This is a genomic window from Myxococcus faecalis (assembly GCF_050039385.1).
Classification (GTDB): Bacteria; Myxococcota; Myxococcia; order Myxococcales; family Myxococcaceae; genus Myxococcus; species Myxococcus fulvus.
In genome coordinates this window covers 5,843,209-5,868,368 of sequence record NZ_CP144336.1, presented here as the reverse complement: position 1 = coordinate 5,868,368, position 25,160 = coordinate 5,843,209, and the positions used below count along the sequence as shown (strand labels likewise).

The window sequence follows — 25,160 nt, the reverse complement described above, 5'->3', positions numbered from 1 at the left end:
TGGATGTTTCATGACCCGCCGAGCAGGCGAAGCGAGGTGGGTGTGAGTGCGGCTATGCTGGGTGGATGATCTGCCCAGTCTGCGCGCGACTTCGCGACGGGGCATCGGGGGAGTCATGCCAGGAATGTGGCAACGCCCTCGTGCCCGTCACCGAGCCGCACTTCGAGGCCCTCGTCAAGACGACGCTGTGGCGACACATCGCGTCCTGGCGCGACGGCGCGCTCATCGATGAGTCGACCGCGCTGCGGCTCGAAGGAACGCTGACGCCGGTCATCGCCGAGCCCGCGGTCGTCACCGCGCCGGAAGTCGTCCCCGTCGAGCCCGTCGCGCCGCCGCTGGACCCCGCCGCGCGCGTGGAGGCCTGGGCGGACGGTGTCGCCGCGTCGGTGCGAGGCGCGGAGGGTTGGACGTGGGGATGGGCCGGAGCGCTCGCGCGCTCGTTGGACAACGCGGCGAAGGAGGAGCGTGAGCAGGCCGCTCGCCGCAAGCACGGGGACCGCGACGCGAGCGAGGACGACCTGGGCTCCGCGCTGGGCTCGGGACAGTCGCTCTTCGCGCGGGATGCCTCTGGAGCGCTGAGCGGCGGGCTGGAGGCGATGGTAGCGCTGGATGCGGAGCCCGCGAGCTCGGCCCGGCTCAATGATTTCATCTGGTGGTTCCTCGGCGCGGTGCTGGTGCTGGGCGGCTCGCTCATGGGCGTGCGCGAGGCCTGGCAGGCGTTGGGCGGCGTGCCCCGGCAGCTCCTCGTGACGGGCGCGCTGTGGGGCTACCACGCGGCCTTCATCGGGCTGGGGGTGTTCCTGTCACGCCGCTCGTTGCCCGTGGGCCGCGTGCTGTCGGGCATCGGGCTCGCGCTGCTGCCCGTGGCCTTCATCGCGATGTCCTCGCTCGTGGGCCTGTCGCTGACGGTGGGCATTCCCGTGGCGCTCGGAGTCACGGCCATTGGACTGGTGCCGCTGCGCTCCGCGGGCCGGTTGCTGTACGGGACGTCCGCGTCGGCGCTCGCGCTGGCCCTGTTCCCGTCGCTGCTCGCGGGACTGCCGTTGATGGGGCTCGACGATGCGCCGTGGGCGCGTGTGCTCTGCGCGTCGGTGGGTGTGGTGGCCCTGGGTGCCACGCTGTGGCGAGGGCGGGCCGCGAAGGACGCGAGCACGGTGCTGGTGTCCGCCTGCGCCGCGCTCTATGGCGCGCTCTGGCTGGCGGTGTTCGCCGTGGCGAGCGCGCCCTCGGGCTTCGACGCGATGGAGCCGGGCGGCGCGCTGTTCGCGGGCATGACGCTCTGGACGCAGGGGCTCGCCACGGTGCTCGCGCTGGCCGCGACCACGGAGTTCGCGCGCGGGACGCATCCGCGACTGAGCGCGGTGGTCGAGACGGTGGCGCACGCGGTGCTGTCCGCCGGGGCCCTCGCGGGCGCGCTGGGTGCGTTCACCCTGGGCGACGGGGATGACCTCCAGGTCGCCGCCGCGTCGGCGCTCGCGCCCGTGGTGGCCGCCGGAGTCTTCTTCCTGCTCGAGTCGCGACGTCGGGCCCTGGTCCATCCCGCGGTCATGGCCACGCTGCTGGCGGGTGTGCTGGTGGCGCGCGTCGTGGCGCCCACGGATGCGGGCTGGTGGGTGTTCGGCGGCGCCGTGGCCGCGTCCGGGTTGATGTTCGCTTCACGCAGGTTCGCGGCGGCGATGCTGAGCATCAAGCTGCTGACGTGGAGCCTCGTCGCCACGGTGGCGTCGATGCCGCTGGTGGCGCGCTTCGAGGGCGAGAGCACGCCGTGGCCGCGCGTCCTGACGGGGCTGTGCATCGCCCTGGTCGCGCATGTCACGGGCGGCTGGCGCTGGCGCGCGCTGCATTACCTGGGAGGCCTGGCCGCGCTCTTCGGCGCGCTGGCCTACGTGGATGGAACCCCGGAGCTGACGGGAGAGTGGAGCCGACTGGCGGTCTTCGCGCTGCTGGCCACGCTTTACGGCGTCGTGGGGCACGTGCAGCTCGCGTGGGCGAAGCCGGCGGCTCCGCGCGACGCGTTGTTGCCGCTGGATGACCTCTCGATGGTGCTGGCCTCGGCGGGCGTGGTGCTGTCCGTCGCCGTCTCGCCGGTGGTCCCCGAGCTGCTCTCGGGACTGCCCGGCACGGCGTGGCTCGCGCTGCCCACGGCGTGGGCGTCCGCGTGGTTGCTCCTGCGAGCGCGGCGGGATGAAACCCGGCTGGTCACCCTCCTGGCGGCGCTGGGTGTCTCGCTCGTCGTGTCGCAGGTGCTGGGGACCACGTGGGACTTCCAGTCGGCGCGGGCGGCGCTCGTCGCCGCGTCCGTGGCGTTCGGCTTCGCCGTCTTCGCGGCCCTGCGTCCTCGCGTGCCCGTGGTGACCGACGGGACGCCGCCCGTGCGCGGCTTCTGGGGACGGAAGGTGTTCGACCTGGTCCCCCTCCCCCTGGGAGCGCGAGGGCTGTCGCTCTACACGGACGGCTTCGCGACGGTGGCGCTGGCCCAGGCCATCATCGCGACCCTCACGTTGGCCCACTGGCTGACGCTGCCCTCCGACGCGGAGCGCGCGCTGTGCCTGCTCGCGGGAGGGATGCTCGCCGCGGTGGCGCTGCTGGCCTTCGTGTCGCGTGGGTTCGTGGACTGGCAGCTGCGCGGCACGGTGGTGGCGCTGGCGGCGATGGCTGGCTTCATCGCGCTGACGGCCATCATCAACCGCGCGGGTCGTCCGTTGCCTCCGGACATCGTGGCGATGCGCCATCCGCTCGTCGGAATCGCGCTGTGGGGTATTGCGCTGGCGACGCGGCGCTTCGGGCCGTGGGTGGCGGCGCGACTGGAGAAGCCCTCTCACGGGCCGCACTACCATCTGGTGCCCCACGCGGGCGTGCTGGCGCTGGTGTTCGTCCTGCTCAAGGGCGCGGTGCTCGTCGGCCTGCCGGACCCGTCTCGCGCGCTGGGCATCATCCCGCCGCTGATGGTGCTGGGCGCGGCGATGCTGATGTTGTTGCTCGCGCGCTCGTTCCGCTCGGTGCCGCTGGCGAACGTGGGGCTGTACCTGGGGATTCCAGGGGCTGCGCTCTGGGCGGCACGGCAGTCGCTGCTGGGGCCGTCGCTCGTGTCGCTGGCGCCACCGGATGGACAGTGGGTGCGAGCGGGCGCGGAGGGCTACCACTGGCTCCAGGAAGGCGCGTGGCTTTCGCCCGGGGACACGCTGTTCCTGCTGTGGCAGCGCGCGTTCGTGGGTATCGCGGCCGTGGGGCTCGTCTACGCCGCGGCCTCGATTCGTGGGCTGCCCGAGTCCTTCCGGCACCTGCTGCACCGTCGCGCGGTCACAACGGTGGTGCTCGTCAGTCTGGCGGCGCTCTTCCAGCCCGGGCTGACGGCGGCGGGGCTGGTCTTCGCCACGGGCGTGGTGCTGTTCGTCGGCGGGGCACGGACGAAGGGGCGGGGCGTCCTGGGAGTGAGCGTCCTCTTGTTGGTGCACGCGGCGGCGCATCGCGTGCCCATCCTCGAGGCGTGGCCGGGTCCGTTGCTGGCGCTGGTGGGGCTGCTGGTGGTGACGGTGGGGCCGTGGGTGGTGGCGCGGCGTGGGATGCCCGAGGGACCGGCACGAGTCCGCATCCAGCAGGCCATGATGGTCTACCTGGCAGCCGGTGGGCTGTACGCGCTGGCGGTGAACGGTGACACGTCGCCGACGTTCGCGGCGCTCAACCTCCTGGGAGAGGTGCTCATCGGCCTGGGGGGGACGTGGATGGTGTCACCGGCCTTCGCGGTGACGCTGGCGCTGTCCTCGGCGGCGGTGATGGTGGCGGCGCTCCGCTGGAAGGGCGCGTTCGCGTCACTCGTCGCGGCGGTGGCGACGGGGATGATGGGGGCCACGGTGGTGGCCTCGGTGATGACGTTCTTCACCATTCGCGCGAGCCTGTCGGGCCCCTGGCTTCGTTATGACGACCTGTTCTCGGCGCATGGCGCGGCGCTGGCGCTCGCGGCCGCGGGAGCGGTGGCGGCGATGCAGGCGGCGCAGCGGTGGACGCGGGCGCGGCGGCCGGACATCGCGGGCGGGATGACGTGGGGGCGCGACGGGTGGCTGGTGACGAGCGGGCTGATGCTCGCGCTCTTCGCCGTGGTGGGGCAGCCGTCCGACGAGGCGCTGAGGCTGGCCATCGCGGCCATCGGCCTGTCGGTGCTGGTGGCGCTGCACTGCGCCTGGGTGGAGCACACGGGGCGGCACGTCTACTTCGTGCAGCTCGCGGTGGTGGGCGTGTACGCGATGGTGCGGGCGCTGTACGCCTCCGGGCTTCGGGCCGAGCACGACGCGCTCTTCGCGCTGGCGTTGGGCTTCGTGTTGGTGGGCGTGACGGTGATGGCGCGGCGCGCGGGGGTGAAGCCGGTGGAGGCGGCGACGCGCAGGTTCGCGGCGCTCTTGCCCATCGGCATGGCGCTGGTGTTGCCGGGCGAGGCGACGCGGGAGGCGGCGCTGCTCGCGGGAGGCTCGGGCCTGTTGTACGCGGCGCTGGGGGCGGTGGAGCGCAGCCGGATGTTCGGCGCCTTCGCGGCGGCGGCGTGCAACCTGGCGCTGCTCATCGCGGCGCTGGCCTTCGGACTGGAGGGGCTGGAGATCTACCTGGCGCCGCTGGGGTTGTTGCTGCTGATGCTGGGGCAGCTCTTCACGGAGAGCCTGACGCACGCGGCGCGCAACACGGTGCGCATCCTGGGCGGGCTGCTCCTGTACGTGCCGGCCGCGTCGAAGCTGGCGATGAGCGTGGGCCAGTCGCCGGACGGGACGTATGCGCTCGTCTTCGGAGGTGTGTGCCTGTTGGGCGTCGTGGTGGGCATGGCGCTGCAGATTCGCGCGTACCTGGCGCTGGGCACGCTGTTCCTCACGCTGGACGTGGTGGCGAACCTGCTCGACGCGGGCCTGAGGGACCATCGCATCGGCTTCCTGGTGATGACGCTCGCGGGCCTCACGCTCATCGGCGGTCGCATCCTGACGACGATGAAGCGTCAGGAGTGGGAGCTGCTGGTGCGCAAGGTCCGCGTGGAGCTGCGCGGCTGGGACTGAGCACAGGCGGCCGCTGTCACTCCACGGGCAGCGGCAGTCGCACGGAGAACGTGGTACCCGCGCCCACGGTGCTCTCCACCGTGAGCCGGCCACCGTGGTTCTCCACGATGCCCTGGCAGATGGACAACCCCAGCCCCGTGCCCTTCCCTTCCGGCTTCGTCGTGAAGAAGGGCTCGAAGATGCGCTGCAGGTGCTTCGGGTCGATGCCCGTGCCCGTGTCTCGCACCGACACCACCGCCTCCTGACCCTCGCGCCGCGTCGAGAGCATCACCGAGCCGCCCGGCGGCATCGCGTGACACGCGTTGGTGATGAGGTTGACGAACACCTGCACCAGGTTCGCCCGCACCGCCGACAGCGGCGGCAGCTCCGAGTACTCCCGGTGCACGCTCACCCGCGCCTGCCCCACCACGTGCTCACAGAAGCCCACCGCCATGTCCACCACGGCGTTGAGCTGCACCCGCTCCGGCCGGTCCTGCGCCGGCCGCGCATAGCTGACCAAATCGCGCGTGAAGCGCAGGATGCGATGGCTGCTCTCCAGAATCTTCCGCAGCTTCTCCTGGTCCGCCGGGTTCGCACCCGGCGTCGTCCGCGAGCGCTGCAACAGCGCGTCCGCGTACGTGGCCACCGCCGTCATCGGGTTGTTGATTTCATGCACCACGCTGGCCGCGAGCTGCCCAATCGACGCGAGCTTCTCCGCGTGGATGATGCGCTTCTCCAGCTCCTTCACCACCGTGATGTCCTGCCCGATGGCGATGACCCCCTCCACCTCGCCGTGGTGCGCCAGCATCGACGACGTGGCGAAGGACACCCGCACCTCGTGGCCCTCGCGTGACAACAGCCGCGTCTCGAAGCTGTTCACCGACTCGCCGCGAATCGCCGCCGCGATGACCTGCGACAGCCGCAGGTGCTCGCTCTCCGGCACCAGCCAGAAGATGTCCTTGCCCAGCACGTCTTCCTTCCGGAAGCCCGTGAGCGCGCTCAGCGCCTGGTTGAACACCACCACCTGCTTGTCCCGGTTGGCGACGAGGATGAGCGCGTTCGCCTTCTCCAGCAGGTCCTCCAGGTACTTGCGCACGAACGTCAGCTCGTCGATGAGCTTCGCGTTCTTCACCGCCACCGCCACCTGGCTGGCCAGCTGCAACAGCACGCGCTCGTCGTGCTGGACGTCCGCGTCCAGTCCCTCCGGGTACTCCATGTTGATGGCGCCGAAGAGCTGCCCGCTCGCCACCAGCGGCGCGCTCACGCCATGCGTGCTCCCGACGAAGAGCAGCGGCACCTCGCCCAGCACCGTCACCCGCCCCGGCGGCAGCGCCGCGCGCCCCAGGTTCAGCTTCTCCACCGCGCGCTGCAGCAACACCAGCGGCTCGTGCGCGCCCTCCTTCAGCCGGCCCTCCGCGTAGAGCGACGTCAGCCCGCCCGTGCGCGAGTCGGTGATTCGGATGCAGAACGAGCGCCCGGGGAACAGCTCCTTCACCCCGCGCGCCACCGCGGCCACCAGCTCCTCCTCGCCTCCCGCCTCCGCCACGCTGCGGCCCAGGTCCAGCAGCACGCCCTCCGTGCGCGCCTGCTCGAGCAGCGCCCGCTCCGCCACCACCAGCCGGTTGCGCGCCAGCTCCGGGTCGTTCCTCGCCCGCACGGCGACCACGTCCCCCCGCCTGGACAGCGTCACCACCGCGCCCGGCTTCCCGGCGAACGGCAGCTCCACGTCGCAGCTCGAGTTGTCCACCGGCACGCCCACCGACGACAGCGTGCGCGCGACGTCCTCCACCGTGACCTGGTGGTCCGCGCAGAAGCGGTGGAAGGCCTCGTTGACCGCCAAGAGCCGCAGCGTGGGGTCACACAGCGCCACGGGCGCGTCGAGCGCCTCGAAGAACGCCTGGAAGGACTCGGGCCCTGGGCCGCTGGGGATGCGCATGGCGCGGGTCTCAGTCTTCATGGGAGGTCGCCTTGTCCAGGTCGAGAATCTGCTGCTCCCCCATGTAGGCCTTGGTCTCGTAGCGGGTGATCTTCCCAATCTTCCGGACGATCTCCGCCATGCGCTCCGCCTCGCGGTAGATGATGTCCACCGGCTTCCAGGCGAAGTCTTCTTCCTTCAGCTTGCGCTTGAGCAGCTCCGCGTACCCCATGACCGAGGTCAGCGGCTGATTGAGCTCGTGCGCCGCGGTGCCGGCGAGCGCGACGATGACGGCGCTCTTCTCGCTCTCCTCCAGCCGCGTCTCCGCGTCGGACAGCTTGCGCTCCAGCTTCATCCGGTCGCGCATGTCCGTGAAGATGCCGACGCTGAACGCCTCGCGCCCGCCCTCGTACACGATGGACGCCGTCATGTTCACCGGCACCCGCTCACCGGTGCGGTGCACCAGGTCCTCGCGCGTCAGCGACATGCGGCCCTTGCCGCCGTGCTCCGCCCCCCGGAGCGTGGCCATGATTCGCCGCGCCACGCCGGGCGGATAGAGCTGCTCCACGGTGAGGTTCGCCATCGCCTCCTGCGCGGTGTAGCCGCACAGCGCCTCCGCGCCCTTGTTGAAGAGGATGATGCGCCCCTTCAGGTCCGCGGCGATGATGGCGTCCACCGACGAGTCGATGAGCCGCTCCAGGAAGTCCTTCGTCTGGCGCAGCTCGTCCTCCAGCCGCCGCGCGTCGGTGACGTCGCGGAACGACAGGATGGTGGCCGCGTCCTCGTCTCGCAGCGGCGCCGCCGACATCGACAGCGTCAGCTTGCGCCCCGTGGCCGTGCACACCTCCACGTCCACGCCCGAGCGCGCCTCGCCGCGCGACGCCGCCGTCACCAGCTCCATCAGCACGCCGTCGTCCACCGGCTGCGTCACCTGGTGCAGGTGCCGCCCCCGGGCCTCGGGCGCCGGATAGTCCAGCATCGCCGCGCCGGAGGGGTTGAGCGACAGCACGCTCGCCTTGTCGTCGAGGATGGCCACACCCTCGCTGACGTGCGCGAAGAAGAGCTGGTAGGGCTTGAAGGACGCCGCCTGCTCCTCGGCCGCCAGGCGCGCCGTCTTCTCCGCCTCCGTCTGCCCGCGCACCAGCTGGAGCACCGACGCGTTGCGCAGTGCCACCGCCGTGGCGTGCGCCACCGTGGTGAGGAAGTCGATTTCGCGAGGCGTGAACGTCCGCCGCCGTCCCGCCGCGCGCAGCAGCAGCACGCCCCGCACCTCGCCTCGGATGGGCAGGGGCAGCGCGGCGATGGCGTGGATGCCCCGGGCCGCCACCGCGCGCCGCTCCACGTCGCCGAGCAGCGGATGCGTGGGCGCCTCCTCCATCACCACCGGGCGACCGGTGCGCACCACCTCGCGAATCTCCGGGTAGCGCGACAGCTCGATGCGCAAATCCTTGAGCGCCGGGTCATCGCTCGCCGCGACGATGACGCCCTCGTCCGCGTTGCGGCCGAGCATCACCAGCGTGGCGCGCGCGATGTCCAGCTTCTCCGCCAGACGCCGGGTGACGCCGTGCAGGAGCGCCTCCACGTCCGACGTCTCGGCGTAGTCGGCCGTCAGCTCCAACAGGAGCGACAAGTCCTCCTGACCGCGCTCCTGGGCCTCGCGCTCCAGGTGTCGTCCGGCGGCGCGCTGGAGGCGGAAGATGAGCTCGTGCGCGGCCACCGGCACCGTGAGCACGTCCGCGGGGCGCAGCGGCTCGGCGGCGGCGAAGCCCCGCTCGGTGGGCTCCACCAGGGCCACCAGGGTGACGTGCGAGGCGCGCGGTGAGTCGAGCAGGGCCTGGAGGTCCGGGCCACCGCCCAGCGCGGTGAGGTCCACCAGCACCAGGGCGGCGCCCTCCATGCCATCCACCACGCGCAGGCCGGCGCGCGCGGCGGACGCGGCCAGGAGCTCCCGCGCGGGCGAGGCCGGAGGCACCAGCGTGATGCCAAGAGCGAATTCCAACGGAGACGGCACGTGGAGGGTCGGGGCGGTAGGGGGGACGGTGCCCACTCTACACGCCCCGATGCCTCAGGGGCAGTCCGACTCGAATGCCCCCAGGTCGGGGGCCGTGCCACAGAAGGTCAATCCCAACCCCAGACCCGCGTTGCGACCCGCCGAGTTCGCTCCCAGACGGAAGTCCCCGGTGTCGATGTTGACGAAGGCCGGGGTCTTCTCCAACGAGCGCTTGTCCAGCCCCGTGCGAGAGCGCCAGTCCGCAAGCCCCGTGTCCGAGCCATCCACGTTGAACACGGCCGCCCCCGACGTGCGGAAGAAGAGGTTGCCGTCCATCACCGCGCCCGAGCGCCCCGAGCCCGCGCGCACATTCACCGCGCAGCCCGCGAACACGTTGTTGCGCACGTCCAGGCTGGCGCTCGGCCCGGTGTCGCCGTGGCCGAAGGTGAGGCACGGCCCCGGCATGTTCCACACCGTGTTGTGCTGCACCTTGACGTCGTTGGTGGTGTCCACACGGATGCCGCCGCCGTCCTCGCCGCCGCCCAGGCCGTCGCGGATGAGGTTGCGGCGGATGACGATGCGCGCGGGCGGCCCGTTCACCCGGTTGCCGCCGACGTTGATGGCGCGCCCGTTGCCGTAGAGCACGTTGTCCTCCACCGTCACGTCGGACGCGGACAGGTGGATGACGATGCCCTCGCCGCGCGAGGACGACGTGGCCTTGTGACCCCAGATGATGTTGTTGCGCAGGGTGACGCGGGTGCACGTCTTCACGTCCACGCCGTTCTCCCGGTTCTCGTGCAGCTCGTTGTCCTCCACGAGCAGGTTGTCGAACGGGGTGCCGGACACGGTGGCGCCGCCCTCGGGGCCGATGCACTGCACGGCGTCGCCCGAGTTGTGGTGGATGTCATTGCCGCGCACCACGACGTTCTTGGACGTCGTCTGGACGATGACGCCGTGGCTGTCGCTGCTGCCGCGGCTGAAGTTGGAGATGGTGTTGCCCTCGATGAGGATGTCGTGGGCCTTCTCCGACACGTTGAGCCCCGCGCCCGCGGTGCCGTTCTTCGCCACGCAGTCGCGCAGCACGCCGTGGTGCGCGGCGCTGCCCCGCCACAGCACGGCGAAGGTGGAGCTGCCCGCCGCGTCCAGCGTGAGCCCCTCCACGTTCCAGTACGCGCCGCGCACGTCCACCAGCGCGGACTCACCGCTGGGCTTCACCACGGGCGCGTGGCCCGGCGCCGCCTTCACGGTGAGCCGCTTCGCCTCCGAGCCTCCTCGCTCCTCCAGCTTGAGGCGCTCGGCGTAGTTGCCCGTCTTCAGATAGATGGCCTCGCCCGGCGCGATGAGCGTCAGGGCGCGCGTCACGGTGCGCAGGGGCGCGTTCTCGGTGCCGGAGGCGCTGTCGCTGCCGGAGGGCGCCACCCAGAGGATGCGCGTGTAGCTGGGCTTCGGCGGCTCGGGGGGCGGCTGCGGCTCTGGCTCCGGCGTGGGCTCTTGGGGGGTGGGGGTGGGTTCGGAGGGCTCCTCGGGGTCGGGCGAGGAGGGCTCGGGGGTGGGGTTCGTCGGCGTCGTGGGAGTGGTGGGCGCGGGTGGGTTCCCGGTGCCCGTCGAGGGTGTGCCGTCCGGAGACGGCCTTGAGCCCGTGTTCTGCGTCAGCTCGCTCTTGCCGTTGCAGGCGAGGAGGGCAAGCAGGGCCACGGAGCAGCAAGCCGTCATCAGCGGTAAGCGTTGGCGCATCCGGTCGGACTCCTTGTGTGGGTCGCGGCGTGTGGGGCGCTCGCGGGGACGGCCGCCAATCGGGGCTCGCGCCCTGTTCATTCCCCGATGCAACGGCAAGCCAGGCTCGCCAGGCCGGAGGGGAAGAAGGCGAGAAACGCGATTCCAGGCGGTTGCGTGGAGCACGAAGAAGCGGTGCTGATGTCCGGACGGCCTCGGATTCGCCTCGCTATTTCGGGAGGTGTGCGGATGAAGGCGGATTCATTCCCGAGATGGGAATGCAGACTTCACTCTGGGAGAAGCCCGCTCCGGGCGGGAGCGTGCGAGCGGGGGCGCGTCGTGAAGCCGGCCCTGACGAGCCGTGGAGTGGAGGAAGGGCGGGCCTTTCCCCGTGCGCGAGCCGGTGGGCCGTGCCATCTAGCGCGCGGGCAACGCATCCGAAGGAGACGTCATGAACGTGCTGGTTACGGGAGCCACGGCCGGGTTCGGCCTGGCCATCGCGCGACGCTTCATCCAGGAGGGCGCGCGGGTCATCGCCACCGGACGCCGCACGGAGCTGTTGGAGAAGGTGCGCGCGGAGCTGGGGGAACGGCTGTTGCCGGTGACGCTCGACGTGACGGACCGCGAGGCGGTGAAGCGGGTGGTCGACGGGCTGCCCGCCGGGTTCGCCGAGGTGGACGTGTTGGTGAACAACGCGGGGCTGGCGTTGGGGTTGGAGCCCGCGCAGTCGGCGAAGCTCGAGGACTGGGAGGTGATGGTCGACACGAACGTGAAGGGGCTCATGTACTGCACGCACGCGGTGCTGCCCGGGATGGTGGCGCGCAACCGGGGGCACATCGTGAACATGGGCTCGGTGGCCGCGGACTATCCGTATCCGGGTGGCAACATCTACGGGGCCACCAAGGCGTTCGTGCAGCAGTTCAGCCTGAACCTGCGCGCGGACCTGCTGGGCACGGCGGTGCGCGTGACGGACATCGAGCCGGGGCTCGTGGGCGGCACGGAGTTCTCCAACGTCCGCTTCCGCGGTGACGACGCCCGCGCCGCGTCGGTGTACGCCAACACGCAGCCGCTGACGCCCGAGGACATCGCGGACACGGTGCACTGGGTGGCGACGCGGCCCGCCCACGTGAACATCAACGTGATGTCGCTGATGCCCGTGGCGCAGGCCTTCGGGCCGCTCGCGGTGAAGCGTCAGGGCTGAGCGGACTGGAAGGGCCCGGAGTTTTCGTGGTCTCCGGGTCTCATACCTGATGAGTCCTCAGGCTGATTGAGGATGTCAGAGGTATGATGCATGCTGAACGGATGAACGAGGACATCCAGCACGAGGTCAGGGGTCGGGTTGCACGGGTGGTGGTGGAGTCTCATCCTGGGGGCGACATGAGTGACGAGTCGCCCATCGACAGGAGCCTCTACCGAGCGCTCGAGGAGCTTCCTGAGCATGTGGTCGGGGAGATCATCGACGGTGAGCTGCACGTCAGTCCGCGTCCGCTGCCTCCCCATGGACGTGCGGCAATCCGGCTGGCAATCGTGCTGAGTCCGTTCGAGCAGGGGCTCCGCAGGCGAGGCCCCGGGGGCTGGGTCTTCCTGCCCGAGCCCGAGCTGCATCTGGGGCCGAACGTGCTCGTGCCGGACCTGGCCGCGTGGCGACACGAGCGCATGCCCGAGCTCCCGCTGGTCGTGGGGATGACGACCGCTCCCGATTGGGTGTGTGAGGTCCTCTCCCCTTCCACCGCCTCCCGGGACCGGGGCGCGAAGATGAACCTGTATGCCCGCGCGGGCGTGAAGCACCTGTGGCTGTTGGACCCACGCCAGCAGCAACTGGAGGTCTACCGGCTGGAGGCCGGGCGTTGGACGCCCTGCGCCACGCACACCGGCGCCGAGAACATCCGGGCCGAGCCCTTCGCCGCTCAAAACATGAATCTCGGTTCACTTTTCGAGCGCTGACCCCTGCGCTCCCGCGCACCCTTGGGCTAGCCTCAAGGCCATGAGCGACTCGGAACGTCCGCCTCCTCCTCGGGGACTCCTCGCCCGGAGCCTGAAGCTCCTGGGCCACCTCACCCATCCGGAGACGCGCACGGGCAAGGTGTTCACCCGCGCCGAACAGGGCCTCACCCGCGCCCTCTCTCGCGTCGCCGAGAGCCCCACCTATCTGCGCGCCAGCGGCACCGTGATGCGCCAGGGCCTCAACGCCCGCATCCGCCGCAACAGCTTCGTCGAAGGCGCGCTGCGCACCCTGCGCCTGCCCACCACGTCCGAGGTCGAGAACCTCCGCGACCAGCTCCGCCGCGTGAACGACCAGGTCGAGGCCCTCGGCTCCCAGCTCGAGGTCGTCGTGGACCTGCTCCACAAACAAGAGGCCGCCTCCGACACCGCGAAGAAGCCCGGTGACGCGCCATGACCGCCTCCTCGCCCCAGCGCCTGCGCTCCTTCGTCACGGGCCAGCTCCAGCTCACCCGCGCCGTCGCCCACGCGCTCAAGGCCCGCCCCTTCAACCCGTACCCGTACCTCAAGCCCTTCATCGAGCGCGCGTCCGGCGTCCGTGAGCCGCCCGTCAGCGCCACGCCCCACACCGTGGTGTACACGCGCGGCAGCATGCGGCTGCTCCGCTACGCCGCGCCCCGCCGACGCCACCGCACGCCCATCCTCTTCGTCTATTCGCTCATCAACCGCTGGTACATCCTCGACTTCCTGCCGGGCCGCAGCCTCATCGAGCACCTCACGAACGAGGGCTTCGACGTCTACGCCATCGACTGGGGCGTGCCCGGCCAGGAAGAGGAGCGCCTCACCTGGTCCGACCTGCTCGGCGGGCTCATCCAGACCGCCGTGCGCTGGACGCTCCGGGTCAGCAAGAGCCGGGATTTGACGCTCTACGGCTACTGCATGGGCGGCACGCTCGCGCTCGCGTACACGTCGCTGTATCCCGAGGGCATCCGCAACCTGGTGGCGCAGGCCACGCCCGTGGACTTCAGCAAGGGCGGCGTCTACACACTGTGGACCTCCGCCAACCACTTCGACGTGGACTCGCTGGTGGACGCCTACGGCAACGTGCCCACGCCCGTGCTGGAGAGCGGCTTCCTCATGGTGGCGCCCGTGCAGCGCGTCACCCGCTGGCTGGAGGTGTGCCGCCGCATCGACGACCCGGACTTCGTCACCACGTTCCTCGCGATGGAGCGCTGGGGCGCCGACCCCGTGCCCTTCCCCGGCGAGGTCTATCGCCAGTACATCAAGGACTGCTACCAGCAGAACCTCTTCCACCAGGGACGCATGAAGGTCGGCGGAGAGAACATCGACCTGGGACGCATCCAGGCCTCCGTGCTCAACGTCATCGCCGAGCAGGACACCATCGCCTTCCCCGCCATGAGCGAGCCCCTGGTGAAGCTGGTGGGCACGAAGGACGCCGAGACGCGGCGCTACCCCGTCGGCCACATCGGCCTGTCCGCATCCAGCAAGGGCTCCACCCACGTGTGGCCCTCCATCGCCGAATGGATTGGCGCTCGCTCGAAAGCGATGGAGTCATGAACACCGCGTTCTCGAACAGGACCTCCGGCGTGCAGGTGCGCGAAGGCTCCCTGCGACTCAAGGACGGGCGACGGCTCGCCTACGTGGAGTCGGGCGACCTGGACGGCGTCCCCGTCTTCTTCATCCACGGCAATCCGGGCTCGCGCTACATGCGCCACCCGGATGACCGCATCACCCACGGGCTCGGCGTGCGCCTCATCACGCCGGACCGCCCCGGCTACGGCCTGTCCGACCATCAACCCGGCCGCACGCTGCTCGACTTCCCGAGCGACCTGGAGCAGCTCGCCAACGCGCTGGGCATCGGGCGCTTCTCCCTCTTCGGCGTGTCCGCGGGTGGCCCCTACGCCGCGGTCTCCACGTGGCACCTGGACGACCGCATCCTCCGCGCGGCCATCGTCTCCGGCGCCTCGCCGCTCAAGCGCCCCGGGGGCATGGAGGGCGTCAATCGCGACTACCGCAACGCCTACGCCATGGCCGCCTGGCCCGAGTGGGTGCTGCACCCGCTGCTCGCGATGCATGACCGACAGGTGCGCGCGAACCCCGACCGCGCGCTCGCCGCGGTGATGGCCCACGCCTCTCCGGATGACCGTCGCGTGCTGTCCGACCCGCTCATCGCCGCGCAGGTGCAGGGCTGGCGACGCGAGGCCACGCGCAAAGGTGTCGCGGGCATCCGCCGTGAGGCCCACATCCTCGCGTCGCCGTGGGACTTCCCGCTCGAGGAGATTCGCCGCGACGTGGACCTCTGGTACTGGGACGGCGACAGCATCGTGCCGCCGCAGATGGGGCGCTATCTCGCCTCGCGCATCCCCACCGCCGTGCCCCACTTCCTGCCGGGCGGAGGGCACTTCTCCCTCTACTCGCACTGGCGCGACATCCTCACGCCGCTCGCGCGCGCGGGAGGCTGAGGCACCGCATGCACGGACTGACGCGGGCCTTCATCGAGGAGGAGTCGCACGGGCGGATGGAGCCGGAGATGCGCCTGCTGCTCGAGGGCCTGCGCGCGCTGGGCATCCCCACGGAGTGCTTCACCGCCAAGCGCCTGGAGCGGCGACAGCTCCCACTGACCCCGGACACGCTCGTCGCGGGCTATGTGCCCACGGTCCTGGGCGCCTTGAAGCAGCTCGGAATCGAGCCGCCCCCCACCCGGGACTATCCCTCCTGCCTCACGCCCTTCCTCCACCGCCGGTTGTGGAGCAGCACGGTGGGCGAGCTCACCGCGAGGGTGCTCGATGTCTCCAGTCCCCCTGTGTTCGCCAAGCCCCAGGGACGCAGGAAGCGCTTCACGGGGCATGTCTTCCAGAGCGCCGACGATTTGCTCTTCCTCGAGAGGGCGTCTCGGGCCACGCCGCTCCTCTGCTCGGACGTGGTGCAGTGGCGCACCGAGTACCGCATCTTCGTGGCGCAGGGCACATCCGTGGGCATCCGTCACTACGCGGGGGACCCCACCGTCGCGCTCGACGAGGAGCGCGTGCGCGAGGCCCTTCGTCTGCTGGAGACCTCCGGGGAGGCCACCGCGGGCTACGCCGTGGACTTCGGCGTGCTCTCCTCGGGGGAGACCGCCCTCGTGGAGTGGAATGACGGCTTCTCGCTGGGCGCCTATGGCCTGGAGAGCGGGCCCTACACGGCGCTGACCCTCGCGCGCTGGCGCGAGCTGACCCGCTCGCGCGCCTCCCTGCCCTGACTTCGTTCAGTCCCCAACGCCCACCTTGCCTCCGGGAGCATCGGACCCCAGCTTGGCCACCGGCCGGAGGACGAGCGGATTCACGGGGAATGAACATGGGACGGTGGCGGGCAAGCACGGCGGGGCTGATGCTGGGCATGTGGACCATGCTCGGCTGTGGTGGGAGCGACGCCCCCATCGAGCCTCCTCCGCGCGAGGAGGAACCTCCTCCGCAGCCTCCCGAGCCTCCGAAGCTCGAGCCCGGTGACGCGCGGTGGACCGTCCACTCGCGGCTCCCCGGACAGCAGGAGGTCGTGGCCCTGGCCTCGGATGGGCTCGGCGGCCTGGTGCTCCTGGGCACCTCGCGGGCCACGGGCACCTCCGGTCCCACATCGGTGGAGGCGAACGGCACGTCGCTCGTGCTGTCGCATCACGATGGCGCGGGGCAGGTGCTCTGGACGCGGACCTTCACGGCCGAGCCCTCCTCGGAGGGAGGCCCCGCCATCGCGCACGCGCAGCTGTTGGGCATCGCCTCCACGGCGGAGCTCTTCATCGCCGGCAAGGTGGAGGGACGGCTGCGACTGGGCGAGACGCTCATCGCCGACAGCCACTTCGTGGCGAAGCTGGCCGCGGACGGCTCGCCGCAGTGGGCCCGCTCGACGGGCACGCTCAAGGCGCTGACGCCGGACATCGAGGGTGAAGTGGTGGTGGCGCACGGACGGCTGGTCACGCGCTACGACGCGCGAGGCACCGTCCGGTGGTCCCAGGAGCTCCCCGCGATGTCCTCGGCGTCCGCCGTGGCGTTGGACCCGGATGGCGGCGCGGTGCTCGTGGGCCAGCGGCCCCTGGCGCCCTTCGAGAGCATCGGCTTCATCGCCCGGCTGTCACCCGTCGGCGAGGTGTACTGGGAGCTGGAGGTGGGCCCCGACGCACCGAACTTCACGCACGTCGCCTTCGCCGCGGACGGCGGGCTGCGCTTCACCGGCGACTTCGCGGGCACCCTGCACTGGGGTGGCTCCGTGCTCTCGCCCACCTGTGATGCGCGGGGCTGTCCGCGCGCCGCGTTCATCCTCGCGGCGGATGCGGCGGGACGCCCCCTGTGGGGACACGCGCTGACGGGCACGGCGTCGGCGGAGGCCAGCGGCGCGCGGCTCACGTCGGATGTGAACGGCGGCACGGCGGTGCTCTTCCGTCATGGCTGCGGCTCGGAGCTGGCGCGACTCAGCGCCCGGGGAGCGCTGTCGTGGAGAGCCCCCTATGTCACCGAGCCCTGCGCGCCGGGGCTCCAGTTGCGGGACATCACCTTCCTGCCAGGAGGCGACCTCGCGAGCGCGGGCTCGTTCACCGGCACGCGGGCCTTCGGCGCCCAGGAGCCCTTCACCGCCGACGACACCGACACCTTCCTCCAGCGCCTGGTGCCGTGAGCCCCCGCCTCAGGCGGCGCGCGACTGCGCGGGGGCTGCGAGGTCCGCGGCAGGCTCGGGCTCACCGTCCGCGCCCAACACCAGGGGCTTGATGCCCAGCTTGCGCTCCACCAGCGAGTGGCCCAGGTAGATGAACGGCGTCAGGCCCACCGCCACGAGCACCTTCACGACGTAGGACGAGAGCACGATGCCCACGATGACCTTCGTGGGCAGCACGCCCGTCCACGCGACGAACTGCATCACCACGGTGTCGATGAGCTGTGACACCAGCGTGGAGCCCGTGGCGCGCAGCCACAGGAGCCGGTTCTTCGTGACGCGCTTGAGCAGGTTGAACAGGGCGATGTCGGTGAACTGGCCCACCAGATAGGCCGCCATCGACGCGACGAGGATGCGCTGCGAGCCGTCGAAGACGTTGTTGAACGCGCTCTCCACCGTGCCCTGGTAGTCCGGCGCGCGCGTCAGCGGCGCGATGGGCACCTGCACCGCGATGGCAATCACCGCGAAGGCGAAGATGGCCATGAAGAAGCCCACCCACGTGACGAAGCGGGCCGTCCTCTTGCCGTAGAACTCGTTGAGGATGTCCGTCAGCAGGAACGTCACCGGAAAGGGCAGGATGCCGATGGACATCACCGCCACCACGCCGCCCAGGTGCACCTCGAACAGCTTCACGGCGATGAGGTCTCCCACCACCAGCGCCGTGACGAACACCGCCGCCAGCACCACGAAGAGCTGCATCCGTCTGTCGAGCTGCATGGTGTCGCGTCGTCCTCAGGGCAGCGTGTCGGCGGCCAGGCCCGGCGCCGCGGGCTCGTCGAGAGGGTAATAGGAAGTCCCGCCGAGGGCCTCGTGCACCCGGGGCGCCTCGGACGTCACGACGCGGGGCCGAGACACCCGCAGCACCGTCTGCTCCTGCGTCGAGGGGTTGTCGTAACGACGCGCCAGGGACGGGGCATCATGGAACGCCATGCCTCGCGCCACGGGGTGGCCCTGCATCAGGAGCTCCGGCCCCAGCACCAGGTCGCTCGCCTCCACCGCCGCCTCCTCGCTCGCCGGGAGACTGCCACCAGGCTTCACGCGAAGACGGTGCACGCCGTAACCCGCGCCCTCGTGGATGACGTCCAGGTGACCGAAGGAGCGCTCCTCGGAGGCGTAGCTCATCTGCTCGGCCGTGCGGTGCACCTGGAGCGATGGCAGCGCGAGCCCACCGAGCGCCAGGGGCTTGATGACTCGCACCGTGGCCGCCTGCACCTGCGCGCGCGGCACATCCTGGGTGGGCGGCACGAGCAGGTAGCGGCTCACCGCCTCCACGGCGGACTCCAGCAGCTCGAACCGACACGCCTCCAACAGGAAGCGCAGCTCGCCCGCCAGTCGCCCGTAGTTGACGGTGTGCGCGAGCCGTCCGCCCGTGGCGGCGTTGCGCGTGTCCAGGAACAGGGCCACGTCCAACCGCAGCGGCTGGGCCAGCACGCGCTCGCGGTTGTACACGCCCACGATGCAGTCCACCGTGAGGCCGCGCAGCTCGATGACATCCAGCGAGTGCCCCTGGCTGTCGCGCACCACGGGAGGATGGAAGGCCAGCTCGGCGCTCACAGCATCACGCTCCTGCCACCGTCGACGGCGATGACCTGCCCGGTGATGTAGGGGGCGTCCTTCGCGAGGAAGACGACGGCGCGCGCCACGTCCTCCACGCTGCCCTCGCGCCCCATGGGGATGCGGCGCAGAATCTGCTCGCGAGCGACGGCGTCGAAGCTCTCCGGGAAGGCGGCCACGCCGGGCGACACCGCGTTGACCCGCACGCGCGGGGCCAGCTCCACCGCCAGCGCGCGCGTCAACATCAGCAGGCCCGCCTTGCTCACCGAGTAGTGCGCGAAGTGGCTCTCCGGCCGCTCGCCCGCGATGTCGCAGATGTGGACCACCACGGGGTCCTTCCCCGCGAGCAGCGAGGGCAACAGCGCCTGCGTGAGGAAGAAGGGCGCGTCCAGGTTGACGCCGAGCATGGTGCGGTACTGCTCGCGCGAGATGTCCTCGAAGGGCACACGCTCGTAGAGGCCCGCATTGTGGACGACGACGTCGAGCGCGGGCCAGGCCTCGCGCACGCTCGCGCCCAGGGCATCCACCGCCTCGGGGCGGCTGAGGTCGGCGGCGTGCACGGTGACCCGGCGGCCCAGGGCGCGCAGCTCGTCCGCCAGCGAGCTCAGCGGCTCCAGCGAGCGGTTCGCGTGCAGCGCGACGTCATATCCGGCATGGGCCAGCGCCCTCGCCACCGCTTGACCGATGCGGATTCCTGCTCCGGTGATGAAGGCCGTCCCCATGCGGCGCACTGACTAACAGGCCCCGCTGAAAAGTCGAAGGGCGATGCCGGATACCCCCGTATCCCGGCACCGCCCCTCGTCCCCTTGGAGGTCTTTCAGCGAGTGCTACCGGACGTAGCTGGCCGGGTGCACGCGGTTGGAGCGCCAGTCACCGCCACGGTCGTAGGACACCCACACCCACTCCGTGGTCTGCACGTAACGGCCCGGCACCCACTGGTTCTCGTAGTAGCCACCGGTGCAGCGGGTGACGCGGTGACGGCGGTTGCCGCGCTCCTGGCAGACTTCCGGCACCCACACCTGGTCGTAGCGACCCTCGACCCAGCGGCTCACCGTCTGCATCTCGTAGCGGCCCTGCGAGCGCGGCGGCGGACGCGGCGCCGGAGCGTGGTGGCAGTGGCCGTTGTGGACGTGGGCCTCGTAGCGGTCGGGACGGGGACCGCGGTCGTCATGGCGGTCGTCGTGGCGGCGGTCATCGTTGCGGCGGGCCTGCTGCGTGGCCCAGTCGCGCATGCTGCTGTCGGCCGCGAGGGCCGTCGAGGAACCGAAGAACAGGGTGCCGAGAGCCAGGGTCGCGAGAGCAGTCTTGAAAGCCATGTCGTCCATCCTCCGTCGTGTTGCACCTTCTGACGGGGCACCCCCAGGAACATTCAAACACCAGGAGTTCCGCCCCCTTCGGACATAGGGGGCCGATGTAGGACATGAACTCCACGGAGGCGTCAGCGAGGAGCGACCTCGGCACAGGTGAGGCCCTCCTCGGGCGCGCAGTTGCGGCCCACGAGGCAGCCCCCCGCGCCCTGGTGGTCCACACAGCGGATGGGGCGACAGTCGACGTCACTGCCACACGCGCGACGGCTCACCGTGCACGTGCCCTGGCTGCACGCGTCCTGCACGCAGTCGGTGTCCTGCTGGCAGGTGCAGAAGCCCTCCACGTCGCCCTCCGCGATGGAGCAGCGCCCAGCGCACGCGCCGACTTCCTGGCCCTGGGTCTTCACGCACTGACCGCCGCGTCCGCAGTGTGAATCCTCGCGGCACGGCAGCGACGGCGAGGGCGCGCACTCCGCATCCGAGCGGCAGCGCGCACGGCTGGCGACGACCACCACGTCCGCGCACTGGTAGCCGTGGGGACAGCCCTGTCCCTCCGAGCAGTCCGCGCCGCAGAAGGCGGTGCCGGGGCTCGCGGTCTCCCGCAGACAGAAGTTGGCGCCACGGCCACAGACCTGGAGACCGCCGCCGTACGTGCAGCTCGCGCAGTAGGGACGGCGCACGGGGTCGAAGTCGCTGAAGCATGTCGCGGCACCGCAGCGCTCGCCGAAGGCACAGTCGCTCGCGTCCGCGCAGAAGCCCGCGTCGCAGACACCGAGCGCACAGGCCGCGCGGCCCTCGGGCGTGGTGGCGTCACAGAGGCATGGCGCGTCCTGGCAGCGACAGGCGGTGCCTGGACAGTCTCCGGAGGAGCGGCAGCCCGTGACACAGGTGGTCCGCGACACGTCGCAGACTTCGCCCAACGGGCAGTGCACATCCGTGGCGCAGCGCCCTCGCGTCAGACAGGTGCCGGTGCTCGTGTCGCAGAAGAGGGAGTCGTCGGCGCAGTCGGCGTTCGACTCGCAGCCAGCGCGGTCCTGGCAGAAGCCCGCGGAGTTGCACCACTCCGTGGGCGAGCCACAGTCCGCGTCCACCCGACAGCCCTCCGAGTCCACGGAGGAGTCACTCGGACACGCGGCGAGGAGGAGCAACAGGGGCACGGCGAGCCACGTCCAACGGCGCATCACGGGTCGAAGACCTCCGAGCGCCCGAGGACATACGCCGTCCAGGTCGCCGTGGACAACGCGTCATGGGTCCATTGCGAGTACTCGAAGCGGGGGACTCGCGCGAGGGAGAGGTCGGCTCGCAGTCGCGCGCCTTCGGGCAGTTCTGCGCGGAGTGCCGCGAGCGCGGGTCCGGGGAGCGTCACCTGCGTCTGCCCTCCCGGGAGCACGGCCGTCCAGCGGACGCCGCCCTCCGTTCCGGGCGCGAGCAGGGTGAGCAACTGCACCTCGGGCGTGGCGGTGGAGGCCGTGGGCGTCCAAGACACCATGCCCTCGAAGCGAGCACCCGGCTGGGTGAAGACAGGCAGTGGCAACATCGGCGCGAGTGTCACGCCTCCGTTCAGGGCTCCCGGCTGACGGTGGTACAGCAGGCTCTGGGGATACGCGGTGGCTCCTCGCAGCAGGTCGAGGAAGAGCAGGTTCGCGCCGTCCACGTGGGGAAGCTGTGGGAAAGCGAGGCGCGGTCCGGGTCCTTCGATGCTCGTGTAGAGGCGCGTGCCCGTGCCCCAGTTGTGGGGATGGGGCACGAGGCCCTCCGCGCCCAGGTCCAACCAGGCGTAGACCTGATGCCGTGCCTCTCCTCCCTCGATGACGAGTGGGCCCTCCACGGTGAGCGGTGCGGTGACATCCAGGTGCATGTCGAAGATGACGTCCTGGCTCTCCGCCGCCCGCGTCCCCGAGGCCGCGACACCTCGGCGGATGCCGAGCAGATAGGGCTCGAAGTCCACGCCGTCCCTGAGCACCCCCAGCACCGCGTACACGGCGCGCAGCCCGGGCTGGGCCAGGACGAGGAAGGAGCCTCCGTCCTCGCGGATTCGCCAGGTCTCCGCGCGGCGGTCGCCCGTTCCCGTGAACGGTGGACCCGACGAGGGGCTGGGTTGGGCCACGAAGACTCGCGCCTCGAGCACCTCATTGGCGCCAAGAGGTCGCGGGGGCTTGAAGCCTCGCACGCGGCCGGAGACGCGCGCGGTCGCGGGCACGGGCGGATTGCCGGGGTTGCCCTCACGGTCGAGACGGCGCAGGTGCACCGTCAGGTTCTCCGAGCGGATGCCCGCCACCGTCACCGCGTCGTGGCCCGGCTTGAAGACCGTGATGACCTGCGCGCCCGCGATGCGTGGGTCCGAGAGCGTGAGCTGTCCTCGCGCGTCCGTGCCGCCATGGAGGAGGGGCGTGGGGTCCGGGCCCAGCAGCACCGTGGCTCCCGAGACGGGTTGGCCATAGCTCCCCGATGACGTGTCGAGCACCGTGACGTTCAACGTGCCCATCAGGGGCTCGCCGGAGAGACCTCCGGGGCCTCGTGGGTCGAAGTAGTGGAAGGACTCGGGGAGCGCCGAGCGCTGTGAGCCATGGACGACGGCGACCTCCACGGGTCCCTGGATTCGTGAGGCCGGGATGCGACAGGTCAGCGTGTGCGCGTCGTGGATGAGCACGTCGGTGGCGGGTTCTCCTCCGAACGTGACGGACGTTCCGTCGACGAAGCCCGCGCCTCTTACCGTGACCCGGGCGCCCCCAGCGACGGCACCACGGGAGGGCTCGACCTGGGACAGGGTGAGCGCGGCTTCGTAGGTGAAGGACGCTGGAAGCAGCGCTTCGTTCTCCGGGTCGCTCGCGGAGGAGACATGGAGCGAGTGCGGCCCCGCGCCTCCTGGTGGTGTGAGGAAGCGCAGCTCCGTCTCGCTCGACTCCGTGACTTGTGGCGCGGAGAGTGCGCCGACGTGCACCACGGCGTCTGGAGGCAGTGCGGTTCCCGTGAGTCGAGCCTGGGTTCCGCCTGTCGCGGGCCCATGGTCCGGCGTCACCTGGTCGAGCGCGAGACGGAAGGTGTAGCCCTGGGTGAGGCTCGCGCTCATGGCGCCGGATTGGACACTCACGGAGACCGTGCGCGGGAGCGTCTCCCGGGGAGGGACCCGGACCGTGGCAGTCGTCGCGGTGGCACTCACGAGCTGCGCCTGGACGGCATCGAAGGTGACGGACAGGTCGGGCGCATCGAGCGAGGTCCCCATCAGCGTCACGGTGCCATCGTCCCGGGCTCCGACTCTCGGGAAGACTCCATGCAGGGCGAGCGGTGCACTCGGGGAGTCGTCCACGTAGGCAAAGCCCTGGCGCACCGTCCAGGTGCCTCTCGGCGTGACGATGCGGATGGGCACGACTCCGATGGACAGTGAGGGTGGAGTGGTCACCACGATTCGCGTGGAGGACTCCACCTGGAGCCCGGTGGCGGGTGTGTCTCCGAGGAGGACCTGGGTCGCTCCCTCGAAGCCCTGGCCCGTGATGACGGTGACAGTGCCTCCCTCTCTTGGACCCGTGAGCGGTGAGACCTGGGTGACGCGCGTGTCCTCGAGGTAGCGATACGCGCGTCGGAGCACGTCACCGACACCGTGGCCCTGGACTCGCACGTCCACGGAGCCAGCCACGCGCCCCCTGGGGACGAGGACACGGAGCTCCGACGAGGAGACCCGCGTGACCGAGGGGCTCGCCATGTCACCGAAGAGGACCTGGAGCCCTGGCCCCTCGGGGAAGCCCTCGCCGAGCAGCGACACGGTCTCTCCTCCGGAGAGCGCCCCCGTGTCCTCCGAGAGCGCGCGGGCGTCGAAGCTCTCGACGTAGGTGAAGCAGGACTCACAGACTGCCGTGCCGTTCGGGTTCTGGAGCGTGAGGTCCACTGTGCCTGCCACTCCAGGAGGCGTGCGCAGGTCGAGGGTGGAGTCGTCGATGAGCTGGAAGTCACGGACGGGATTCGAGCCGACTCGCAGCGTCGTGCGCGCTGCTGCTTCGGGTGCGGTACGGGCCACGCCCTCGACGAAGCCTCGGCCCTTCAGCGTCACCCAGGTCCCGCCGCCCCGCCCACCTCGCGCGGGCAGCGCGGACTGAATCACCGGCGCGCTCGGTGCGCCCGCATCGGCGTGGGTCCCCGCGTCTTGCGCTCCCGCATCAGGAACGCTCCCTGCGTCTGGCGGAATCCCTGGGGGGCGTGGGGAGCCACCACATGCCGCGAGCAACGTGGCGAGGAGGATGAACACCCGCGATGACGTGGTCCTCATGGGAGCCACTCCGCCTGGAGCGTGTAGCCGTTCGTCGTGCGCGCATCATCACCAGTGACCCTGGCCGTGAGCGACTGGCCCTGCACCGCCGACGCGGGCAGCTCCACCGTGGCACCCGTCGTGTCGATTGAGCACCCCAGCTCGGTGCCACCCTCCAGGACACACAGGCGCAGCAGCCCGCGGTCCGCCGTGTAGCCCGACAGTGACACCCGTGCGCCACGCGAGGGCGGCACCGAGAACCGCAGGTGGTCCGCGTCCCCGGGACAGAGCATCCCGTCCAGCCTCAGGTCCTCCGGCAACGCCGTGGCCGTCTCGACCGTGTCGTTCGGCTCGTGGTCGTCATCGTCGCAAGGTGTTCCCCGCGAGAGGAAGAAGCCCACGTCGTAGGCTCTCGGCACCGCGTCCCGGGAGGCGATGCGAACCGTGTACAGGCCTCGCTCCGCGACGACATGCGACAACCGGAAGCGCCCCGTCGCCAGCACCCTTCCACTCGCATCCTGGAGGGACGAGGAGAACACCGGCTCCGCGAACACCTCCGCCTCCACATTCACACCGAGCTGGTCACCCCGCTCCAACGTGAGCGAATAGTGGTCCACGTCACCTGGGCACAGGGTGAGCCGCACATGGCGACTCGCGCTCACGGGATGGGCCGTGGCCACGGTGTCATTGGGCTCCAGCACGTCCGGCTGGCAGCTCCTGGGGATGCAGGCCCTGCTTCCGAGGTCACAGCGTCGGTCTGACTCACAGTCGTCGTCCGAGGAGCAGGGCG

General features: G+C 70.8%; 18 protein-coding genes. 8 read left to right on the top strand and 10 right to left on the bottom strand.

The annotated features are described in order from the left end of the window. The first annotated feature begins 140 nt into the window (after nucleotides 1–140). Nucleotides 141–5,033 carry a hypothetical protein gene (locus VZQ01_RS23510; RefSeq protein WP_426744610.1) on the top strand — a complete coding sequence of 1,631 codons (4,893 nt, stop codon included), beginning with the start codon at nucleotides 141–143 and terminating at the stop codon, nucleotides 5,031–5,033. Between the two features lie 16 nt (nucleotides 5,034–5,049). Here VZQ01_RS23510 and VZQ01_RS23505 read toward each other — a convergent pair whose 3' ends face one another. The 3 genes from VZQ01_RS23505 to VZQ01_RS23495 form a co-directional block, all read right to left on the bottom strand. Continuing rightward, the gene (locus VZQ01_RS23505; protein ID WP_223749710.1) at nucleotides 5,050–6,948 is read right to left on the bottom strand and encodes an ATP-binding protein; all 1,899 of its coding nucleotides are present in this window, start codon (nucleotides 6,946–6,948) and stop codon (nucleotides 5,050–5,052) included. A gap of 10 nt (nucleotides 6,949–6,958) precedes the next feature. Further along, complete coding sequence (locus VZQ01_RS23500) at nucleotides 6,959–8,824, bottom strand: PAS domain S-box protein (RefSeq protein WP_255653490.1); 1,866 nt, start codon at nucleotides 8,822–8,824, stop codon at nucleotides 6,959–6,961. Between the two features lie 168 nt (nucleotides 8,825–8,992). Further along, nucleotides 8,993–10,651, bottom strand: coding sequence for a right-handed parallel beta-helix repeat-containing protein (locus VZQ01_RS23495; RefSeq protein ID WP_426744608.1), 1,659 nt, complete (start codon nucleotides 10,649–10,651; stop codon nucleotides 8,993–8,995). 430 nt (nucleotides 10,652–11,081) lie between these two features. Between VZQ01_RS23495 and VZQ01_RS23490 the strand changes: the two genes are divergently transcribed. The 7 genes from VZQ01_RS23490 (at nucleotide 11,082) to VZQ01_RS23460 (ending at nucleotide 17,233) form a co-directional block, all read left to right on the top strand. Continuing rightward, nucleotides 11,082–11,831, top strand: a complete 750-nt coding sequence (locus VZQ01_RS23490; RefSeq protein ID WP_223749609.1) for an SDR family oxidoreductase — start codon at nucleotides 11,082–11,084, stop codon at nucleotides 11,829–11,831. 176 nt (nucleotides 11,832–12,007) lie between these two features. After that, nucleotides 12,008–12,574: a Uma2 family endonuclease gene (locus tag VZQ01_RS23485; protein ID WP_248544661.1), complete on the top strand. Its 567-nt coding sequence runs from the start codon at nucleotides 12,008–12,010 to the stop codon at nucleotides 12,572–12,574. A 40-nt stretch (nucleotides 12,575–12,614) separates the two neighbouring features. Then, nucleotides 12,615–13,028: a hypothetical protein gene (locus tag VZQ01_RS23480; protein ID WP_074954179.1), complete on the top strand. Its 414-nt coding sequence runs from the start codon at nucleotides 12,615–12,617 to the stop codon at nucleotides 13,026–13,028. Continuing rightward, a complete protein-coding gene (locus VZQ01_RS23475; protein WP_267699122.1) occupies nucleotides 13,025–14,149 on the top strand; it encodes an alpha/beta fold hydrolase in 1,125 nt (374 codons plus the stop codon). Before VZQ01_RS23480 ends, VZQ01_RS23475 begins: the two co-directional genes overlap by 4 nt. Continuing rightward, nucleotides 14,146–15,054, top strand: coding sequence for an alpha/beta fold hydrolase (locus tag VZQ01_RS23470; protein WP_223749605.1), 909 nt, complete (start codon nucleotides 14,146–14,148; stop codon nucleotides 15,052–15,054). The genes VZQ01_RS23475 and VZQ01_RS23470 overlap by 4 nt, the downstream gene beginning before the upstream one ends. An 8-nt stretch (nucleotides 15,055–15,062) precedes the next feature. Next, a complete protein-coding gene (locus VZQ01_RS23465) occupies nucleotides 15,063–15,830 on the top strand; it encodes an ATP-grasp domain-containing protein (RefSeq protein WP_426744605.1) in 768 nt (255 codons plus the stop codon). A gap of 89 nt (nucleotides 15,831–15,919) precedes the next feature. Next, the gene (locus tag VZQ01_RS23460; RefSeq protein WP_426744603.1) at nucleotides 15,920–17,233 is read left to right on the top strand and encodes an outer membrane protein assembly factor BamB family protein; all 1,314 of its coding nucleotides are present in this window, start codon (nucleotides 15,920–15,922) and stop codon (nucleotides 17,231–17,233) included. Between the two features lie 9 nt (nucleotides 17,234–17,242). Here VZQ01_RS23460 and VZQ01_RS23455 read toward each other — a convergent pair whose 3' ends face one another. The 7 genes from VZQ01_RS23455 to VZQ01_RS23425 form a co-directional block, all read right to left on the bottom strand. Continuing rightward, a complete protein-coding gene (locus VZQ01_RS23455; RefSeq protein ID WP_223749602.1) occupies nucleotides 17,243–17,986 on the bottom strand; it encodes a queuosine precursor transporter in 744 nt (247 codons plus the stop codon). A 15-nt stretch (nucleotides 17,987–18,001) separates the two neighbouring features. Further along, complete coding sequence (locus VZQ01_RS23450) at nucleotides 18,002–18,823, bottom strand: dihydroneopterin aldolase (protein ID WP_426744601.1); 822 nt, start codon at nucleotides 18,821–18,823, stop codon at nucleotides 18,002–18,004. Beyond that, on the bottom strand, nucleotides 18,820–19,545 hold the full coding sequence (locus VZQ01_RS23445) for an SDR family NAD(P)-dependent oxidoreductase (protein ID WP_223749600.1): 726 nt from the start codon (nucleotides 19,543–19,545) through the stop codon (nucleotides 18,820–18,822). The genes VZQ01_RS23450 and VZQ01_RS23445 overlap by 4 nt, the downstream gene beginning before the upstream one ends. Nucleotides 19,546–19,650: 105 nt before the next feature. Beyond that, nucleotides 19,651–20,139: a hypothetical protein gene (locus VZQ01_RS23440; RefSeq protein ID WP_223782848.1), complete on the bottom strand. Its 489-nt coding sequence runs from the start codon at nucleotides 20,137–20,139 to the stop codon at nucleotides 19,651–19,653. A gap of 122 nt (nucleotides 20,140–20,261) precedes the next feature. After that, nucleotides 20,262–21,314, bottom strand: coding sequence for a hypothetical protein (locus tag VZQ01_RS23435; protein ID WP_267699117.1), 1,053 nt, complete (start codon nucleotides 21,312–21,314; stop codon nucleotides 20,262–20,264). Beyond that, the gene (locus tag VZQ01_RS23430) at nucleotides 21,311–24,391 is read right to left on the bottom strand and encodes an IPT/TIG domain-containing protein (protein WP_426744599.1); all 3,081 of its coding nucleotides are present in this window, start codon (nucleotides 24,389–24,391) and stop codon (nucleotides 21,311–21,313) included. Before VZQ01_RS23430 ends, VZQ01_RS23435 begins: the two co-directional genes overlap by 4 nt. Continuing rightward, nucleotides 24,388–25,071 (bottom strand): hypothetical protein, encoded by a 684-nt coding sequence (locus VZQ01_RS23425; RefSeq protein ID WP_426744597.1) that lies wholly within the window; start codon nucleotides 25,069–25,071, stop codon nucleotides 24,388–24,390. Before VZQ01_RS23425 ends, VZQ01_RS23430 begins: the two co-directional genes overlap by 4 nt. Between the last annotated feature and the right edge of the window lie 89 nt (nucleotides 25,072–25,160).

Bases quoted from the DNA above. Each gene is read 5' to 3' on its own strand.
- VZQ01_RS23505 (WP_223749710.1), bottom strand. From the start codon at position 6,948: ATGCGCATCCCCAGCGGCCCAGGGCCCGAGTCCTTCCAGGCGTTCTTC.
- VZQ01_RS23500 (WP_255653490.1), bottom strand. From the start codon at position 8,824: ATGGAGGGCGCCGCCCTGGTGCTGGTGGACCTCACCGCGCTGGGCGGT.
- VZQ01_RS23495 (WP_426744608.1), bottom strand. From the start codon at position 10,651: ATGCGCCAACGCTTACCGCTGATGACGGCTTGCTGCTCCGTGGCCCTG.
- VZQ01_RS23490 (WP_223749609.1), top strand. From the start codon at position 11,082: ATGAACGTGCTGGTTACGGGAGCCACGGCCGGGTTCGGCCTGGCCATC.
- VZQ01_RS23485 (WP_248544661.1), top strand. From the start codon at position 12,008: ATGAGTGACGAGTCGCCCATCGACAGGAGCCTCTACCGAGCGCTCGAG.
- VZQ01_RS23480 (WP_074954179.1), top strand. From the start codon at position 12,615: ATGAGCGACTCGGAACGTCCGCCTCCTCCTCGGGGACTCCTCGCCCGG.
- VZQ01_RS23475 (WP_267699122.1), top strand. From the start codon at position 13,025: ATGACCGCCTCCTCGCCCCAGCGCCTGCGCTCCTTCGTCACGGGCCAG.
- VZQ01_RS23470 (WP_223749605.1), top strand. From the start codon at position 14,146: ATGAACACCGCGTTCTCGAACAGGACCTCCGGCGTGCAGGTGCGCGAA.
- VZQ01_RS23465 (WP_426744605.1), top strand. From the start codon at position 15,063: ATGCACGGACTGACGCGGGCCTTCATCGAGGAGGAGTCGCACGGGCGG.
- VZQ01_RS23460 (WP_426744603.1), top strand. From the start codon at position 15,920: ATGAACATGGGACGGTGGCGGGCAAGCACGGCGGGGCTGATGCTGGGC.
- VZQ01_RS23455 (WP_223749602.1), bottom strand. From the start codon at position 17,986: ATGCAGCTCGACAGACGGATGCAGCTCTTCGTGGTGCTGGCGGCGGTG.
- VZQ01_RS23445 (WP_223749600.1), bottom strand. From the start codon at position 19,545: ATGGGGACGGCCTTCATCACCGGAGCAGGAATCCGCATCGGTCAAGCG.
- VZQ01_RS23440 (WP_223782848.1), bottom strand. From the start codon at position 20,139: ATGGCTTTCAAGACTGCTCTCGCGACCCTGGCTCTCGGCACCCTGTTC.
- VZQ01_RS23430 (WP_426744599.1), bottom strand. From the start codon at position 24,391: ATGAGGACCACGTCATCGCGGGTGTTCATCCTCCTCGCCACGTTGCTC.